Source organism: Mesorhizobium sp. M0598, from assembly GCF_040320865.1.
Classification (GTDB): Bacteria; Pseudomonadota; Alphaproteobacteria; order Rhizobiales; family Rhizobiaceae; genus Mesorhizobium.
In genome coordinates, this window is sequence record NZ_JAMYQL010000002.1 from 372,044 (window position 1) to 390,023 (window position 17,980).

Consider the following 17,980-nt stretch of genomic DNA (forward strand, 5'->3'; position numbering starts at 1 on the left):
TTCGAAATTTGCCGTGATCGTCTAACAGTTTGAGATAAAAGGTGAAATGTCAGCGTTGCGGCAAAATCACGGCAGCTGGAAAGCACTGCCACAATTTTAATCAGCAAGACCCTGGGCACGACGTCTAAAGTCGTGTGCAGGCATTCAGCAAGGTCAAACGCAAATATAACCGGTAGCGGCACTTGGAGCGCCCGTGCGTGCCCTGGGAACGCTAAGCGACGCTCCAAGCCCTTGAATCTAGGCCGGTATTCTGACGACCACCTCGGCACTATCTCCGGCTTTTGGCTCGAAGGACGAAGATTTGGTCTTCGTGCCATTCACTTCAAGTGAGATGGCCCGGGCCTTTTTGTCGCGGACGACGCGTACTTTGATCTCGGCGCCCAGCATCTTCAGAGTTGCCGAATAGCCGTCCCAATGGCTAGGAAGTCTCGGCGTGAACTGGAGGCGCTGTCCGCGGCGCTCTATGCCGAGAATGCTCTCGACCGCAGCTCGATAAAGCCAGCCCGCCGACCCGGTATACCAGGTCCAGCCGCCTCGGCCGCCCTTGTCTTGCCCGGAATAAACGTCGGCCACGACCACATAAGGTTCCACCCGGTACCGCTCTGCCGCGGCTTCGTCGAGCGCATGGTTGACCGGATTGAGCATTGAAAGGCAACGGTAGGCATCGTCGGTGCGACCCATCTCGGCGAGCGCAATGACGAACCATGTCGCCGCGTGCGTGTATTGGCCGCCGTTTTCACGGACCCCCGGCGGATAGCTCTTGATGTAGCCCGGGTCCTTTTCCGTCTTCGAGAACGGCGGGGTGAACAGTTTGACGATCTTGAGGTCGTCGTCGACGAGCGCTTTCATCGCCTGCGCCATTGCCGTGGTCGACCGCGCCGGGTCGCCCTCGCCCGAAAGCACGCTCCAGGACTGGGCGATCGAGTCGATCTTGCACTCGTCCGACTTGCGCGAGCCGAGCGGCGTGCCGTCGTCGAAGCTGCCGCGCCGATACCACTCGCCATCCCAGGCGGTGCTTTCCAGCGCCCGCTTCAGCACCTCGGCGTGCTTCGTCCAGGCCTGCACGCGCTTGGCATCGCGCTCCGCCTTGGCGACAGCGGCAAAGTCGCCCAGCGTCTTCAGCAGGAACCAGCCCAGCCACACGCTCTCGCCCTTGCCGTGCTCGCCGACGCGGTTCATGCCGTCGTTCCAGTCGCCGCCGAGGATCAGCGGCAGCCCGGCCGGGCTGCTGCGCTTGACGGCAAGATCGAGCGCCCGCGCGCAATGGTCGTAGAGCGAGGCTGTCTTCTTCGATATTTCCGGGATGAAGAAAGCATCGTGCTCGCTTTCGCCCAGCGCCTGCCCTTCGATGAAGGGCAGTTGCTCCTTCAGGATCGCGGTGTCGCCGGTCACCAGCAGGTAGCGGGCCGTGGCGTGGGCCAGCCAGACCACGTCGTCCGAGATCATGGTGCGGACGCCGGCCTCGGTGCGCGGCAGCCACCAATGCTGCACGTCGCCTTCGGGGAATTGCCGCCGCGCCGCATTGAGGATCTGATCACGCGCCAGCTTGGGGTCATGCGCCAGCAAAGCCAAGGTATCCTGCAACTGATCGCGGAAGCCGAAGGCACCGCTCGCCTGATAGAACGCAGAGCGGGCACGGATGCGGCAGGCCAGGCTCTGATAGGGCAGCCAGTGATTGACCATGGCGTCGAGGGCCTTGTCCGGCGTCTCGACCTGGATTGTGTCGAGAAAGCCGCGCCATGTGCGCTTGTTGTCGGCCAGCCGCTGATCGAAATCCCTTGAGCGATGGGTCTGCACCAGCGCCCTGGCCGCCTCGGGCGAGGCCGCGTCGCCGAGCAGCCAGAGCAGCGTGACGTCGCCGCCGGCAGCGATGTCGATGTCGCGTGCGATGGCCGCGCAGGGATCGTCGCCGGCCTCGACACGGCCGGACAGGCCGGCGCCGCTCAGCACGGCATGCGGAAACTCGCTCGTGCCTTGCCTGCCGATGAACTCGCCGCGATCGGCGGTGACCGAATGCACAGCACCGTCGGCGGCCAGAAAGGCGATCCGCTCGCCGAAATCGAGCCCATAGGGATTTTGCGCCAGCAATGCGCCGGTTGCGGCATCCCTCGACGGAACGATGCTTGCAGCGGTGCGCGAGCGATGGCCGCCAAGAACCCATTCCGCATAGGCGTAGACGCGCAGCCGCATCGGCACCGAACCCGAATTCTGGATGCGCAGCCGCGATATCTTCACCGGATCGACGGGATCGACAACATGGGTCAGGTCCATCGACAGCGGCCCGCGTTTTGAGCGGAACGTCGAAAAACCCTGCCCGTGCCAGGTTTCGTAGGTCATTGTCGGATCACGCACCACGGCAGCCATTGGCGAGAACGCCCTGCCATTGGCATGATCGTAGATATAGATGCCCTCGCCCGGCCGGTTGGTGACCGGATCGTTCGACCATGGCGTCAACTGATAGTCGCGGCTGTTGCGGCTCCAGGTGAAGGCAGCGCCTTCAGCCGAAATGTGGAACCCGAACGATGGGTTGGAGATGACGTTGATCCACGGCTGCGGCGTCGTGCGCCGGCCGGCAAGACGCACGACGTAGTGGCGTCCGCCGCCGTCGAAGCCGCCGAAACCGTTCCATTGGTCGAGCCCGCTGCCGTCGACGCGGCCCTCGATTAGTGCCTGGGCGGCAGATACTTGCGACGTCGGCACCGGCAAGGACGGCTCGCGAAGCGCTGCAAGGTCTGCCGGCTGGAGGGCGGCGTCCCGCGCCTGCAGTGCCGCGGCCTCGGCGCGCTCGATCTGGTCGAAGATGGTGCCGTTGCGCGTATGCAGCACCACCCGAGCGACGGCGAGCAAGGTCCTGTAGGTCGTTTCCTCCATCAGATCGCGGCGCACCGCGAAGATGTGCTGGCGGGGTCCGAGCTCCTTGCCGCGCAACCGGCTGTTTTCGCACAGCGTCTCCACCGCGCGCTGCAGGTCCTGCACGTAGGACGACGCCTGCTCGTTGACGACGACAAAATCGATCATCATGCCGCGGGCGCGCATGTATTCCTGGAAGCGAAGCGCCTGGGCGACGATCTCCAGATCGGCGACATCGGCGATCCTGACCAGGAAAATCGGAAAATCGCCGGATATGCTGGTCGGCCACAGGCTGGACTGCCTGCCGAGCCCGGAGACGATGGATTCGCCCGGAAGGCGCAGGAACGGATCGGGATAGATCAGATAGCGCGCCAGCTTCTGCACATTGGCGGCGTCGGACAGGCTGAGGCCAAGGTGCCGGGTCTGCACCTGCGAGCGCGTCCAGGCGAGCATCGCCTGGCGGGCGAAGCTTTCGGGATGGTCGAGCCGTGCGACGGCGGCATCCAATTCGGCGCGATGGGTACCGACGACGGTCCAGAACGTCAGCGAAATCTTCTTGTTGGCCGGCACGCGCACCTGCCGGCGAAGCGATGCGATCGGATCCAGGGTGAAGCCGGAATGGCCGCCAAGCTTGGCGCCGGGATCAAAGGCAGCCGCTTCGGTGATGGTGCGGCCGCGGCCGATGAAGGCGCGCCTGTCGGTTTCCGCCTCGGCGTCTCGCGCCGATCCAGACGGGTCGGTGACGAAATGCACCATGGTGACGTCGGGTTCGTCCTTTTCGCGCTTGCGCCTGGTGGCGAAGATCGCGCCGTTGTTCGGCGCGATCTCGGTTTCCACGAACATCTTCGAAAAAGCCGGATGGGCATTATCCGAGGGCTCGGAGCCCAGCACCAGTTCGGCAAACGAGGTTACTTCGATATGCCGGTCGGCGGGGCCATCATTGTGGAGCGTCACCCGTCGGCCCTCACCATTGCCTTCCGAGATGACGATGCACTCGACTTCCGAACGCAGCGATCCAATCGATTTGACGAAGCTCGCCTTGTCGTCGGAGAACAGCGTCTGCGCACGCTCGCCGGCGGCGCGCTTCGGCTCGGCGGTGGCCGACCACCAGTCGCCGTTGCTTGCGTCGCGCAGGAAAATATAGGAACCAAGGCGGTCCTCGGTCGGATCCGGCTGCCAGCGCGTGACGGCAAGTTCGCCCCAGCGGCTGTAGCCGGAGCCGGTGGCGGTCACCATGACCGAATAGCGGCCATTGGACATGACACTGGTCGACCGGAGTGCCCTGAGCGGATCGAGCACAATGCGGGTATCCGGGCTTTCCAGCTCGGTCTCGTCCTTCGAGCGCTCGTCGGCCTCGGTCCTGACGGTCGCAGTCGGGATGTCGCGCGGCGCCCTTTCCTGCAGCAGCAATTCGGCCGACTCGATCACCGGATCGCTGTGGAAGCGGTCGCGCAGGCGCCCTTCGAAGATCGCATCGGCAACTGCGGCAATCGACATGCCGGAGTGGTGGGCCATGTAGTTGAGCACGACGGCGTGGTCGGTGCCCTCGGGAACGCGTTGCGGCGTGAAATCCACCGCGTCGTAAAAACCGTGCCGGCCCAGTGCGCCCAGGCGCCTGAGCTTGGCCAGGTTCTGGACGGATTCATGCGGCGTGAACTGCGCTGCCAGCACGGTCGCGTAAGGCGCGATCACCGTGTTTTGGCCAAGGCCGCGCTTCAGGCCGAGCCCGGGCACGCCGAAATTGGTGTACTGATAGGTCAGCTCGCGGTCGCGGGCGTTGTAGGCCGCTTCCGAAATCCCCCAGGGAACGTTCTTCGAACGGCCATACTGGATCTGGCGCTTGATGATGAGCTTGCTGGTCTGGTTGAGAATGCTGCCTTGCGGCTCCTTCATCACCAGTGGCGGCATCAGATATTCGAACATCGAGCCGGACCAGGACATCAGTGCGCCCTGGAAGCCGATCTCGACGATCGGCCGGCCGAGCCGGAACCAGTGCTCGGTCGGCAAATCGCCCTTGGCGATGGCGAACAGGCTGGTCAGCCGCGCCTCGGAGGCCAAAAGATCGTAGCAGCTTTCGTCGAGCTGATGCTCCTCGACCCGGTAACCGATCGACAAGAGCTTGCGTTCGGGCCGCATCAGGAACGAGAAATCCATCTCGAAGGCGAAACGGCGCGTGCGCTCGCGCAACGTCAGAAGCTTGGCCCGCAATGCCGCGACGGCGTTTTCGTCGCTGTGCGCGTCGTGCACATGCGCCTCGCAGGTGGCCTCGAGCCTGGCCGCCCAATCGGCGATGGTGTCGCTCTGGGTCGACGCGGCCTCGGTGTGGATGGCTGTCGCGAGCTTGCGTATCTCGCCGGCCAGGACGGCCAGGTTGATGGTACGGATCGACGCCATCTCCGGCTGCGCCTTGATCAATTCGACCGCCCGCCGCATGCCGTCGAGACGGTCGGCGAGCCGCTGGCGCAAGGGCCGCAACTGACGCCGGTCGTCGGGCAGTTCCTCAAGGCTTTCGTCGAGGATGGTGACGGTGTCGAGGATGCCTTCGAAGTCGCCCTGCACATGCACCGACGGCGCTTCGGCCCATTCGGCGCAGGCAGCGGCCACGGCCACCAGATGGCCGGCGAGATTGCCGCTGTCGACCGCCGAAATGTACAGCGGGTAGAGCGGCTTCAGGGTCGTCGTGTCATACCAGTTGAAGAGATGGCCGCGGTCGCGCGGCATGCTCTCGATGGTCGACATGGTCGCGTCGATGCGGTTGACGGCGTCGGAGAGGCTGATCCAGCCGAAATCGCGTGCCGAAATCACCGACAGCAGGTAGACGCCGATATTGGTCGGCGAGGTGCGGGGCGCCACCACGGGGGCCGGGCTTTCCTGGAAATTATCCGGCGGCAGATTGTGATGCTCGGCCGTCACGAAGGTCTCGAAATAGTGCCATGTACGCCGCGCCACGGTGCGCAGCGCGTGGATGTCGGCGGCCGATATGCGCAGGCGGTCCTCGGTTTCGGCCGAACGGCTGATCCAGCAGGCGATGGCGGGCGAGCCGATCCAGAACAAGGCAAAGAAGAAGGCGACGAAGGCGCCGGTGGAATCGGCCAGCACCGGGACAGCGAGGCCGACGACGCCGATGATCACCGCGCCGTACATGATGCTGTAGTAGGAGCCGAGATCGTTGTCGCCGCCCTTGTGTGCCTGCGAGGCGGTGCGCCATTCGAGCAGGTTCTGGCGGCTGACGAACAGGCGGTAGAGCGTGCGGATGATCGCGTCGCCCATCATCCAGGCAAGATGCGCCATCAGCACGATCTTCAGCGCCACCAGGGCAGTGCCGAAGGCAACGTCGCGTGCCAGTGCCGAGAAATGGCCGCGCGGCGTCTGGTCGCCGCTCTTCGGCAGGATGGCGTCGACGATGTCGAAAGTGGGCGCCATGAACAGCGTGAGGATCAGCAGCGCCTGCCATTGGGCGGCCTGCGTGAAGGGCAGCAGCGTCCAGCCGGCGATCGCGGCCATCACCCAGAAGATCGGCGTCACCGAGCGGCGCAGATTGTCCACCATCTTCCAGCGCGACAGCGCCGGCACGTTTGAGCGCGGGCCAAGAATGAAGCCCAGAAGCTGCCAGTCGCCGCGTGCCCAGCGATGGTGGCGCGACGCGTCGACCGAATAGCGGGTCGGGTAGTCCTCGACCAGTTCGACGTCGGTGACCAAGGCCGAGCGCGCCAGGGCGCCTTCGAGCAGATCATGGCTGAGGATGGTGTTTTCCTCGATGCGGCCCTTCAACGCCGCCTCGAAGGCGTCGACATGGTAAAGACCCTTGCCGGTGAAGGAACCGTCGCCGAAGATGTCCTGGTAGAGGTCCGACACGGCAAAGACGTACGGATCGAGCCCGCGATTGGCGGAAAAGACACGCTGAAAGAACGATGCCTCGTCGCCACTGGTCAGCGACGCGGTGATACGCGGCTGCAGGATGGAATAACCTGCGGTAACCTCGCGCCGTGCGACATCGAAATGCGGACGGTTGAGCGGGTGGCAAAGCTTGCCGGCCAGCGCAGCGACGGCGTCGCGGGTGGTGCGGGTGTCGGCGTCCAGCGTCATCACGTGGACGACGCTCTCCGGCAATGGCACTTCCAACGGCAGGAAGGTGGTGTCGCTGTCCCCGCGCAGCAGAAGGTTCAATTCGTGCAGCTTGCCGCGCTTGCGCTCCCAGCCCATCCAGACGCCTTGCGATGCGTTGTAGAGCCGGCGCCGATGCAGCAGATAAAAGCGCGGCGCCCCTTCCGAGGGATAGCGGGCGTTCAGCCTGGCGATTTCGGCGCGGGCGAATTCGAGGATTTCGACATCCGCCGTATCGATCTCGGTCTTCGAGTCCGGCCAGTCGGAAAGCAGCGCGAAATAGACTTCGCCCGCCGTGTTGGCGAGGTGATGCACCTCGATGTTGCGGATGTTCTCCTCGACATCGTCACGCGAGCCGATCAGCGACGGCACCACCACCAGCGTGCGCGCCTCGGGCGGCACACCGTGCCTGAAATCATAGCCGATGAGACGCGTCGGCTTCAAAAACAGCGAGACGACGGTGTTGAAGAATGCGAGCGCGCCTTCGCTGGCCGGCACCGCGAACAGGGCCAGCATCAGGACGATCGACGGCACCGACAGGCCGAGATTGGCAAGCGCATTGCCGGAAACGACCAGAAGCAGGACCGTCAGCGCAAACACCGGCACGACGATGCCCAGCCATCCGGTCTTGCGGAAGGTCCGGTTGAGCGTCTTACCGATGGTCGGCCGGTAGCCGATCGACCGCTCGAGCTCCTGCCGGCGCGGGCCGACCAGAAAGAAGCCGACGTCGGTGTGAGCGATCGGACCGTTTTCGGAGCCCGGTGCATCGGCAGCATGGCCGGCGAGCTCGATCGCCCTTTCGGCAACGCGAAATTCGGAGAGATCGGAACGGCGCGCCAGCTCCTCGATCGCAGTCCGGTATTGGTCGCGCGAAAAGAAATCGAGCGCGGCGAAATCGGTGCGTTCGCGCAGCAAGGTGTCGATGCGGCTGACGCCCTCGAACCACACCGTCCAGTCGATGTCGTTGATCAGGCGCAGGCCGCGGATGATGTTGCCGGTGGTCACGTTGCCGCTGGACAGCGTGTGGTGCTCGCTGAGGATGATCTCCTCGGCGTCGGAGCCGGTCCTTTCCAGCTCGCCCTCCAACCATTCCAGCGCCCTGCCGGCATTTTGCGAGCCGTCACGCAGCCGGTAGAGCAACTGGGTGGCGAAGGTGGTGTCCTGCGCATGGGCGCTGTAGTGGGAAAGTATCGCCTGCCGGTCGGCGCTGTCGTCCGTCGCCAGCACACGGTCGGCGACCTCGTTGGCGATCTGGCGCAGTTCCCGCGTGCGATTGACGCGGACCGCGATCCGGCGAAGGTTCTCGATCAGGACGAAGCGCAGCAGCGACGGCAGCGCCCATAATTCGCCAATCTTCAGCGGCTCGACGGACTGGAAGCCTTCGACGATCGCCTTGAACATGGCCGACGAGACGGAACTGTCGGAATGCGCGACATAGGTCCACGCGACCGCCAGTGCGCGCGGCACGCTGGATCCATCCGACAGTTTCAGCGTCGGCAACTGGCGGTAGAAGCGGCGCGGCAGGTCGCGCTTGACCTGAAAAATGGTCTCCTCGACCAGGTAGTTGTTGTCGAGCAGCCACTGCGCCGCGGGCGTGATCGTTTCGCCCCTCGCCTGGGCAGCGTTGGTGGAACGGTAGACATCGAGAATTTTCCTGGCGCTGTCGCGGATGCGCGCCTGAAAATCGAAAGGCGTCAGACCGAACAAGTCCTTGGCGTCGCCATTGGCAAGGGCTGCGCCCAAAGCGCGCAGCCGATCTTCCGGCAGGAAATTGGAGCGTATCGGCACGTCGGTAACAGCCGGGAAGCTGGCGCTCGTCTTTTCGATCTGTGCGAGATTGGTCTGGATATTCATCTAAGGTTCCGTGTTGGGGACGCAGTGCGGCGTCACCGCCACGGCAATGTCCCTAAAACCGGTCCAAATGCAATTGGTTGCATCGCAACACTTGGCCGAAAGTTTGTTTCCGCACCACGACAAGATGCCGTCTTTCGACAACTTCCAGGCGGGCACTATGAGCATCGTTTCGGCTTCTGATCGGCGGAAGATTCAGGCTTTTTCGTGATGCAGCGACCAGCTTACGCGATATTTGGCCGGCGTCACGATCATGTTTGGAAACAGACGTTAATCGTTGCCGGCAATGCGGTCGATGCGGATCACGAACAGCATGGCCGGCCGGACCGGATCCAGGCGCAGTTCCGGCGCTTGCGCCCCGAGCAACAGCGCGTCGAGCGGCCCAAGTTGCATGGGCGCCGCGCCGGCCACGCTGAGTTCGCCGTCGACGCATAGGATGAGTGTTTCATCGGCTTCGGCCTGGATCTCCGTCGGAGCCGAAATCAGCAGGCGCTCGACCGTGTGGATCGCCCGGGCGCGGCGGGTCATGACGTTGAGGTCGGTGATCGGACCGGTGATCAGCGTGGCTTGCGTCGGCACGTCGGCCGGAAAGGCAAGCGGTGCGGAAGCCTTGATGATTTCGACCGGTAGCCGGCCGGCGATGTCGAGGATCATGCCCTCGCCTTCCAGCAACGCCAAGGTCCGGTCGACGCCGGCAAATCCGGAAAATGGGCCGCCGCCCTCGACCAGCGCCATCGAGACGCGCCAGTCGAAATCGTCGAGCCCGGCACCTGGCGGCGAGACGGCAATCTCCGTCGTCACCCCGCCGCCGTTCTTCCACGGCATCGAGCGGTATTCGGCTGCCCGAAGGATGCGCAAGGCGCGGCTCAGCCCAAAATGCCGGGCAGGTTGAGCTGGTTCTCCCGGGCGCACTCGATCGCGATGTCATAGCCGGCATCGGCGTGGCGCATGACGCCGGTCGCCGGATCGTTCCACAGAACCCGCTCCAGGCGCTTGGCCGCCTCGGGCGTGCCGTCGGCGACGATGACCATGCCGGCATGCTGCGAAAAGCCCATGCCGACGCCGCCGCCATGGTGCAGCGACACCCAGGTGGCGCCGGACGCCGTGTTGAGCAAGGCATTGAGCAACGGCCAGTCGGAGACGGCATCGGAGCTGTCCTTCATCGCCTCCGTCTCGCGGTTCGGCGAGGCGACCGAGCCGGAATCGAGGTGATCGCGGCCGATGACCACCGGCGCCTTCAGTTCGCCCCTGGCGACCATCTCGTTGAAGGCGAGGCCGAGCCGGTGGCGATCGCCAAGCCCAACCCAGCAGATGCGCGCCGGCAGGCCCTGGAAGGCGATGCGCTCACGCGCCATGTCGAGCCAGTTGTGCAGATGGGTGTTGCCGGGGGTCAGCTCGCGCACCTTGGCGTCGGTCTTGTAGATATCCTCTGGATCGCCGGAAAGCGCTGCCCAGCGGAACGGGCCGATGCCGCGGCAAAACAGCGGACGGATATAAGCCGGCACGAAACCCGGGAAGGCAAAAGCATTCTCGAACCCCTCCTCCTTCGCCACCTGGCGGATGTTGTTGCCGTAGTCGAGCGTCGGCACGCCGGCATTCCAGAACGCCACCATCGCCTCGACATGCTCGCGCATCGACGCGCGGGCAGCTCTTTCAACGGCCTTCGGGTCGCTGGTGCGCTTCTCGCGCCACTCGGCCAGCGACCAGCCCTTGGGCAGATAGCCGTTGAGCGGGTCATGCGCCGAGGTCTGGTCGGTGACGATGTCGGGGCGCACGCCGCGCCGCACCAGTTCCGGCACGATGTCGGCGGCGTTGCCGACCAGGCCAACCGATTTCGCCTCACCGGCTTTGGTCCAGCGCTCGATCTTTTCCAAGGCCTCGTCAAGGGTGTCGGCGCGCTCATCGACATAGCGGGTGCGCAGCCGGAAATCGATGCGGTCGGGATCGCATTCGACCGCCAGGCAGCAGGCGCCGGCCATCACCGCGGCGAGCGGCTGGGCACCGCCCATACCGCCGAGGCCGCCGGTCAGGATCCACTTGCCCCTGAGATTGCCGCCATAATGCTGGCGGCCGGCCTCGACGAAGGTCTCGTAGGTGCCCTGCACGATGCCTTGCGTGCCGATGTAGATCCACGAGCCGGCCGTCATCTGGCCGTACATCATAAGGCCCTTTTTATCGAGCTCGTTGAATTTCTCCCATGTCGCCCAGTGCGGCACGAGATTCGAGTTGGCGATCAGCACGCGCGGGGCGTCAGGATGCGTGCGGAACACGCCGACCGGCTTGCCCGATTGCACCAACAACGTCTCGTCGTCGCCAAGCGTCTTCAGCGAGGCAACGATGCGGTCGAAATCGTTCCAGGTGCGCGCCGCCCGGCCGATGCCGCCATAGACGACCAACTCGTTGGGGTTTTCGGCGACGTCTGGGTCGAGATTGTTCATCAGCATGCGCAACGGCGCTTCCGTCAGCCAGCTGCGGGCGTTGAGCTCGCTGCCGCGCGGGCTGCGCACTTCACGGATGTTGTGGCGAGGATCGGTCATGATTGTCCCTTTCGAGTGAGGTGCACCGCGCGTCAGCGTTCGGCCCAGGCGATCGCGGTTTCCAGGATCTTCTTCAGCGTGACGCGGATCGGCGCCGCGAATTCGGCCTCGTAAGGCACCGGCCAGTTAGCCGGTTCGCCCTTGCCTTCGGGCTCGCGCATATAGCCGCGGTTGGAGAGTTCCATCTGCAGCGCGTGGACGCCGGCTTGCGGCTGGCCGAAATGGCGCGTGATCCAGCCGCCCTTGAAGCGGCCGTTGACGACGTAGCTCTCGCCGGTTTCGGCGAGGATCTGGCCAACCGTCGCTTGCAGCGTCGGATCGGCGCTCTTGCCGTCATTGGTGCCGAGATTGAAGACCGGCAATTTGCCTTCGAATAAGCGCGGCAGCACCGAGCGGATCGAATGGCAGTCATAGACGACGACCTTCCCATGCAAAGCGCGCAGCCTGTCGATCTCGGCCTGCAGCGCGGCATGATAGGGTACGAAGAACTTCTCGCGGCGTTCGTCGATCTCCGACGGTCCCGGCTCTTCACCCTTGCGGTAGAGCTGATCGCCGTCAAAGGTCTCTGTCGGGCAGAGCCCAGTCGTCGTCTGGCCGGGATAGAGCGAAACGCCGGACGGATCGCGGTTGACGTCGATAACGGTGCGCGAAATCGCCGTATGCACGACCGTCGCGCCGAGGCTCTCGGCGAAGTCATAAAGCTTGTCGATCCACCAGTCGGCGTCACGGCGGCCGAGCCAGGGCGAGACCAGCCGGCTGTCGAGGCCGGCGAGATCGATGCCGGTATGCGGGATCGAAACCAGCAGGGGTGCTGTGCCTTGGGTGACGGTGAGCCAGGAGGGTGAGGTCATAGAAGATTTTCCCGCGTTGGGAGCTCTACGGCGCCCCCCTCTGTCCTGCCGGACATCTCCCCCTCTAGTGGGGAGATTGGCCGTCACACTGGCTTCCGCCAGTCTCCAACGTTGCAGGATTGAGCGAGGCGCCGCAGCTGCCAATCTCCCCACTAGAGGGGGAGATGCCCGGCAGGGCAGAGGGGGGCGCGAAGGAACTCGACCTAGCGTACCGACGTCGGGTTTGCCGATAAGGCGCGGCAGCGCAGGGAATTCGCATTTTTCTTCCCGCTGCGACGCATTTTGTTCTTGCTTTGTGCCGGCAGCTATGCTACTAATTTCGGTATGGTGCTGATTCGGCCCAACGACCCGCCTTTGAGGCGGGTTTTTTGTTTCTGGCTGGACGTCGGCGGGACAGCGCCCCCCTCTGTCCTGCCGGACATCTCCCCCTCCAGGGGGGAGATTGGCAGCTTCGGCGCCTCGCTCAGTCCTGCAACGCTGGAGATTGGCGAAAGCCGAGACGACAGCCAATCTCCCCCCTGGAGGGGGAGATGTCCGGCAGGACAGAGGGGGGCGCGACAGAACGCGACCTGTCACGGCACACCGCCTCATAACGCAACGCCCGGCAGTTTCACCGCACCCGCGGCCTTAACCGTCGCGCCGCTGCGTATCATGGCGATGGCCTTCTCCATGTCGGGGTGGAAGTGCCGGTCGTTGTCGAGATGCGGCACCTCTGCCCTGACCAGCCGGCGCACCGCCTCCAGTGCCGCGCTAGAGGCCAGCGGTGCGTGGAAATCGCAGCCTTGCGCGGCGGCCAGCAATTCGATGCCGATGACGGCCGTCGCATTCTCGACCATGCCGATGAGGCGGCGCGCGCCATGCGCCGCCATCGAGACGTGGTCTTCCTGGTTGGCCGAGGTCGGGATCGAATCGACGCTGGCCGGATAGGCCTTTTGCTTGTTTTCAGAAACCAGCGCCGCGGCCGTTACTTGCGGGATCATGAAACCGGAATTCAGACCCGGCTTGGGCGTGAGAAAGGCCGGCATGCCCGACAGCGCCGGATCGACCAGCATGGCGATGCGCCGTTCCGACAGCGAGCCGATCTCGCAGACGGCGAGTGCGATCATGTCGGCGGCGAAGGCGACCGGCTCGGCATGGAAATTGCCGCCCGAAAGTGCGGAGTCGTCCTCGGCAAAGATCAGCGGATTGTCGGTGACGCCGTTGGCCTCGGTGCCGAGCGTCTCGGCGGCCTTGCGGAGCACGTCGAGTGCTGCGCCCATCACCTGCGGCTGGCAGCGCAGGCAATACGGATCCTGCACGCGCTCGTCGCCGACGCGGTGCGATTCACGGATGGCGCTGCCGGCCATCAAATTGCGCAACGCCTCGGCCGTCTCGATCTGGCCGCGATGTTTCCTGAGCAGATGGATGCGTGGATCGAACGGAGCGTCGGAGCCCTTGGCGGCATCGGTCGACAGCGCGCCGGCGACCAGTGCCGACTGGTAGAGCACTTCCGCCTCGAACAAAGCGGCAAGCGCATAGGCGGTCGAAAACTGGGTACCGTTGAGCAGCGCCAGGCCTTCCTTGGCGCCCAGTGTCACCGGCTCCAGGCCGTGCGAAACGAAGGCGACCTTGGCGGGAAAGCGGCCATGCGGGGTAAAGCACTCGCCGACGCCGATCATCACGGCGGTCATGTGCGACAGCGGCGCAAGGTCGCCGGAAGCGCCGACCGAGCCTTGCGCCGGCACCACGGGGATAACGTCGTTGGCCAGCATCGCCTCGATCAGTTCGATCGTCCGCGGCCGCACGCCGGAGGCGCCCTGTGCCAGGCTGGCCAGCTTCAGCGCCATCATCAGCCGGCAGATTGCGACGGGCATCGGCTCGCCGACGCCGGCGGCATGAGACAGCACGATGTTTCGCTGCAACGTTTCCAGATCGGCGGCGGGGATGCGGACGCTGGCCAGCTTGCCGAAGCCAGTATTGATGCCATAGACCGGCTCGCCCTTGGCAACGATCCTGGCGACGGCCTCGGCGCTGGCCTTGATCTTCGGCCGGCAGGCATCGTCGAGCCTCAGTGCGGCGCCGCGATAGATGGCGCGCCAATCGGCCAGCGTGGCATTGCCCGGCCTTAGCTTGAGTTCGGTCATTGTCCCCTCCAGATGCGGGCATGCAGCGGGTTGAAGCCCATGCGGTAGACGAGTTCGGCCAGGCGCTCGACGTTCCAGATCGCCAGATCGGCGGATTTTTCGGCCTCCAGCGTACCGGTCTGTCCAAGCAGCCCGAGCGCGCGGGCAGCCTCGCGGGTAACGCCGGCAAGGCATTCATCGACGGTCAGGCCGAACAATGTCGCGGCCATGTTCATGGTCAGCAGCAGCGATGTCAGCGGCGACGTGCCGGGATTGTTATCGCTGGCAACGGCCATCCTGACGCCATGCTGGCGAAACAGGGCGATCGGCGGCTTCTTGGTCTCGCGGATGAAGTAGTAGGCGCCGGGCAAGATGGTCGCCACGGTTCCTGCCTTCGCCATCGCCGCCGCACCCGCCTCGTCGGTGTATTCGAGGTGGTCGGCCGATAGCGCACCATAGCGCGCCGCAAGTTCGGCGCCGTGCAGATTGGACAGCTGGTCCGCATGGAGCTTGACCGGCAGACCCGCCGCCTTCGCGGCATCGAAGACGCGGGCGATCTGCTCCGGCCAAAAGGCAATGCCTTCGCAAAAACCGTCGACGGCATCGGCCAGGCCCTCGGCAGCGACGGCCGGCAAAATCTGCTTTGCAACAAGATCGATAAAGGCGTCCTTGTCACCTTTTGCTTCGGGCGGCAGCGCATGAGCGCCGAGGAAAGTGGTCCTGACCGTCACCGGCCGCTCACCGCCCAGCCGTCGTGCGGCGCGCAGCGACTTCTTCTCGTTTTCGAGGTCGAGACCGTAGCCGGATTTAATCTCGACGGTGGTGACGCCTTCGGCAATCAGCGCATCGAGGCGCGGCAGCGACTGGCCGACCAGTTCGTCCTCGCTCGCCGCGCGCAACGCCTTGACCGATGAGACGATGCCGCCGCCGGCCTTGGCAACCTCCTCATAGCTGGCGCCGGCCAGCCGCATCTCGAATTCATTGGCACGGTTGCCGGCGTGGACCAGATGGGTGTGGCAGTCGATCAGGCCGGGCGTAATCCAGCGGCCTTCGCAGTCGGTCGCCTCGGCGCCCTCGCGGAGAGCCGCCGGCATGTCGACTTCCGGCCCGGCATAGACGATCCGGCCGTTGCGCACGGCGACCGCACCGTGCTCGACGACGCCTGACCCGGCGCTGCTTTCGGCCATGGTCGCGAGGCGCGCATTGCGCCAGAGGCGAAGCTCTCCTGCCCGGCTTTTGCTCTCTGCAGCCATCATCTTTTCCGTTTCAATAGGTGACGATTATGTATATACATATGAAAAGGCACTGCAAGCGCTATCATCGCACGGCAGACCGGGATTTGGAGAAAAACGTGACAGGAATCTTTGCGGAACAGGCGCTTCTGCCCGACGGCTGGCACAGCAATGTGCGGATCGTCATCTCCGACGGCAGGATCGCCACGGTCAAGGCGAATACCTCGCTCCTGCCTGGCGACGAGCGCCGTGCCATCCTGCTACCAGGGATGCCGAACCTGCACAGCCATGCCTTCCAGCGCGGCATGGCCGGCCTTGCCGAATTGCGCGGCCCTTCCGCCGACAGTTTCTGGAGCTGGCGCGAGGTGATGTACCGTTTCGCGCTGTCGATGACGCCGGACCAAGTCGAGGCGGTCGCGGCCCAGCTCTATGTCGAGATGCTGGAGGCCGGGTTCTCGCGCGTCGGCGAGTTTCACTATCTCCACCACGACCGTGACGGCCGGCCCTATGCCAACATCGCCGAGATGGCGGAGCGCATTGTTGCTGCAGCGTCCGAGACAGGCATCGGGCTGACTTTGCTGCCGGTGTTCTACGCGCATTCCTCTTTCGGCGGCGCTGCGCCAAATGAAGGCCAGCGCCGGTTCATCAACGATGTGAACCAGTTCTCGCGGCTTGTTGAGAAATGCCGCGAATCCATTCGCGCGCTGAATCAAGGCGTCGTGGGCGTCGCCCCGCACAGCCTGCGTGCCGTGACACCGGAGGAACTGGAAAACATCACGGTGATGGCGCCGGAGGGGCCCATCCACATCCACATCGCCGAGCAGATGAAGGAGGTCGAGGACTGCCTTGCCTGGTCCGGAGCGCGGCCGGTCGAATGGCTGCTTGCCAACGCCAAGGTCGACCGGCGCTGGTGCCTCATCCACGCCACCCACATGACCGAGACCGAGACGGTGCAAATGACGAAAAGCGGCGCCGTTGCCGGTCTCTGCCCGATCACCGAGGCCAATCTCGGCGACGGCACCTTTGCCGCGTCCTTGTTCATGCAGCATGGCGGCCGCTTCGGCATCGGCTCGGATTCAAACGTACTGATCGGCCTGCCGGACGAGTTGCGGCAGCTCGAATATTCGCAGCGCCTCGCCCACCGCGCCCGCAACGTGCTGGCGGTCGCCGGCGGCTCGACCGGCCGTGCTTTGTTCGATGCAGCGCTCGATGGTGGCAGTGCCGCGTTGGGCGCCGGCCCCTCGCAGATCGCAGCAGGTGCCTCGGCCGATTTCGTCTCGCTCGACGGCAAGCATCCATCGCTGGCCGGCAAGACGGGCGATGCAATCCTCGACGCCTGGATTTTTGCCAACGGCACCAAGGTCGATTGCGTCTGGGTGCATGGCAAGAAACTGGTCAGCGGCGGCAGGCATGCCAGGCGCGATGCCATCGCCGAGCGCTTCCGCAAGGTGATGACGGCGCTTTCGGCATGAGCATGATCGAGGCAATAAGCGCGGATTCTGGAAGCGCGGACGGCGGCGAGGTTCTTTCGCTGCACCAGCGCATCCTGTCGGACATCAGCGAACGGATCCTGTCGGGTGCCTGGGCGCCCGGCCACCGCATTCCGTTCGAGCATGAACTGACGGCCGAATACAATTGTTCGCGCATGACAGTGAACAAGGCGCTGTCGCAACTGGCCAAGGCCGGGCTGATCGAGCGCCGGCGTCGCTCCGGCAGTTTTGTCCGCCGGCCGCAGTCGCAGGCAGCCGTTCTCGAAATCCACGACATCCGGATCGAGGTCGAGGCACTTGGCCTGCCCTACCGCTATGAGCGCATAGCGCGAAACAGAAGGCGCAGCAGCGCCGACGACCGCGCCCTGCTGGAACTCGACGTCGCCGGGCCGGTGCTGGTGCTGGAATGCCGGCATTTCGCCGGCAAGCGGCCGTTTGCCCACGAGCAGCGGCTGATCAACCTGGCTGCCGTGCCGGAGGCCGCGGAAGAGGCATTTTTCGACACCGCGCCCGGTCCGTGGCTGATCGGCCGTGTGCCGTGGAGTGCGGCCGAGCATCGCATCCGCGCGGTTGCCGCCGAAAAGCACATCGCGGCGGCGCTCGACATCGCGACCGGTGCGCCGTGCCTGGTGATCGAGCGGCGGACATGGAGCGCCGAGCACCCTGTCACCCATGTCCGCTTCACCTATGCGGCAGAGAACCACACGCTGGTGGCGCGGTTCACGCCGTCAACGGGGTAACCCTCCCCCTCGAGGGGAGGGTCGCGGAGCAAATTGCCGCATGGCGGCATTTTGTGACGCGGGGTGGGGTCGGTGCAACCTCGCCGCGGGCCCCCCCCCCCCCCCCCCGCGCGGGGGGGCGGGCGGCGCCCCGGCCCCCCCCCCCCCCGGGGGGGGGGGGGGGGCCCCCCCCCCGCCAGAGGGGGGTGTGACAGAACGCTGCCTTCGTCACTCTGTTATCGGT

At 64.9% G+C, this 17,980-nt stretch carries 8 protein-coding genes; 2 read left to right on the forward strand and 6 right to left on the reverse strand.

Features of this window, described 5'->3' with window-relative positions:
- Window positions 1-237 precede the first annotated feature (237 nt).
- The 6 genes from NKI59_RS04950 to hutI all read right to left on the reverse strand — a co-directional run bounded on the left by NKI59_RS04950 (window position 238) and on the right by hutI (window position 15,548).
- Complete coding sequence (locus NKI59_RS04950) at window positions 238-8,808, reverse strand: glycoside hydrolase family 94 protein (protein ID WP_352702700.1); 8,571 nt, start codon at window positions 8,806-8,808, stop codon at window positions 238-240.
- Window positions 8,809-9,075: 267 nt separating this feature from the next.
- Window positions 9,076-9,663 carry a HutD/Ves family protein gene (locus NKI59_RS04955; protein ID WP_352702702.1) on the reverse strand — a complete coding sequence of 196 codons (588 nt, stop codon included), beginning with the start codon at window positions 9,661-9,663 and terminating at the stop codon, window positions 9,076-9,078.
- Window positions 9,664-9,671: 8 nt separating this feature from the next.
- Window positions 9,672-11,342, reverse strand: coding sequence for a urocanate hydratase (gene hutU / locus NKI59_RS04960; protein WP_352702705.1), 1,671 nt, complete (start codon window positions 11,340-11,342; stop codon window positions 9,672-9,674).
- Window positions 11,343-11,374: 32 nt separating this feature from the next.
- Window positions 11,375-12,193: an N-formylglutamate deformylase gene (gene hutG, locus NKI59_RS04965; protein WP_352683436.1), complete on the reverse strand. Its 819-nt coding sequence runs from the start codon at window positions 12,191-12,193 to the stop codon at window positions 11,375-11,377.
- A 587-nt stretch (window positions 12,194-12,780) separates the two neighbouring features.
- Window positions 12,781-14,316: a histidine ammonia-lyase gene (gene hutH / locus NKI59_RS04970; protein ID WP_352702707.1), complete on the reverse strand. Its 1,536-nt coding sequence runs from the start codon at window positions 14,314-14,316 to the stop codon at window positions 12,781-12,783.
- Entirely contained in the window at window positions 14,313-15,548 is a 1,236-nt protein-coding gene (gene hutI, locus NKI59_RS04975) for an imidazolonepropionase (RefSeq protein ID WP_352702710.1), read from the reverse strand. The genes hutH and hutI overlap by 4 nt, the downstream gene beginning before the upstream one ends.
- Window positions 15,549-15,646: 98 nt before the next feature.
- On the opposite strand from hutI, the gene NKI59_RS04980 reads away from it, so the two are divergent.
- Together NKI59_RS04980 and hutC are read left to right on the forward strand one after the other, a co-directional pair.
- Window positions 15,647-16,999, forward strand: coding sequence for a formimidoylglutamate deiminase (locus tag NKI59_RS04980; RefSeq protein WP_352702712.1), 1,353 nt, complete (start codon window positions 15,647-15,649; stop codon window positions 16,997-16,999).
- Entirely contained in the window at window positions 16,996-17,757 is a 762-nt protein-coding gene (gene hutC, locus NKI59_RS04985) for a histidine utilization transcriptional repressor HutC (protein ID WP_352702715.1), read from the forward strand. The genes NKI59_RS04980 and hutC overlap by 4 nt, the downstream gene beginning before the upstream one ends.
- The last annotated feature ends 223 nt before the right edge of the window (window positions 17,758-17,980 follow it).

What these genes read in the sequence shown, in the direction of transcription:
- NKI59_RS04950 (WP_352702700.1), bottom strand. Translation starts at nt 8,808, where the DNA reads ATGAATATCCAGACCAATCTCGCACAGATCGAAAAGACGAGCGCCAGC.
- hutI (WP_352702710.1), bottom strand. Translation starts at nt 15,548, where the DNA reads ATGGCTGCAGAGAGCAAAAGCCGGGCAGGAGAGCTTCGCCTCTGGCGC.
- hutU (WP_352702705.1), bottom strand. Translation starts at nt 11,342, where the DNA reads ATGACCGATCCTCGCCACAACATCCGTGAAGTGCGCAGCCCGCGCGGC.
- hutC (WP_352702715.1), top strand. Translation starts at nt 16,996, where the DNA reads ATGAGCATGATCGAGGCAATAAGCGCGGATTCTGGAAGCGCGGACGGC.
- hutG (WP_352683436.1), bottom strand. Translation starts at nt 12,193, where the DNA reads ATGACCTCACCCTCCTGGCTCACCGTCACCCAAGGCACAGCACCCCTG.
- hutH (WP_352702707.1), bottom strand. Translation starts at nt 14,316, where the DNA reads ATGACCGAACTCAAGCTAAGGCCGGGCAATGCCACGCTGGCCGATTGG.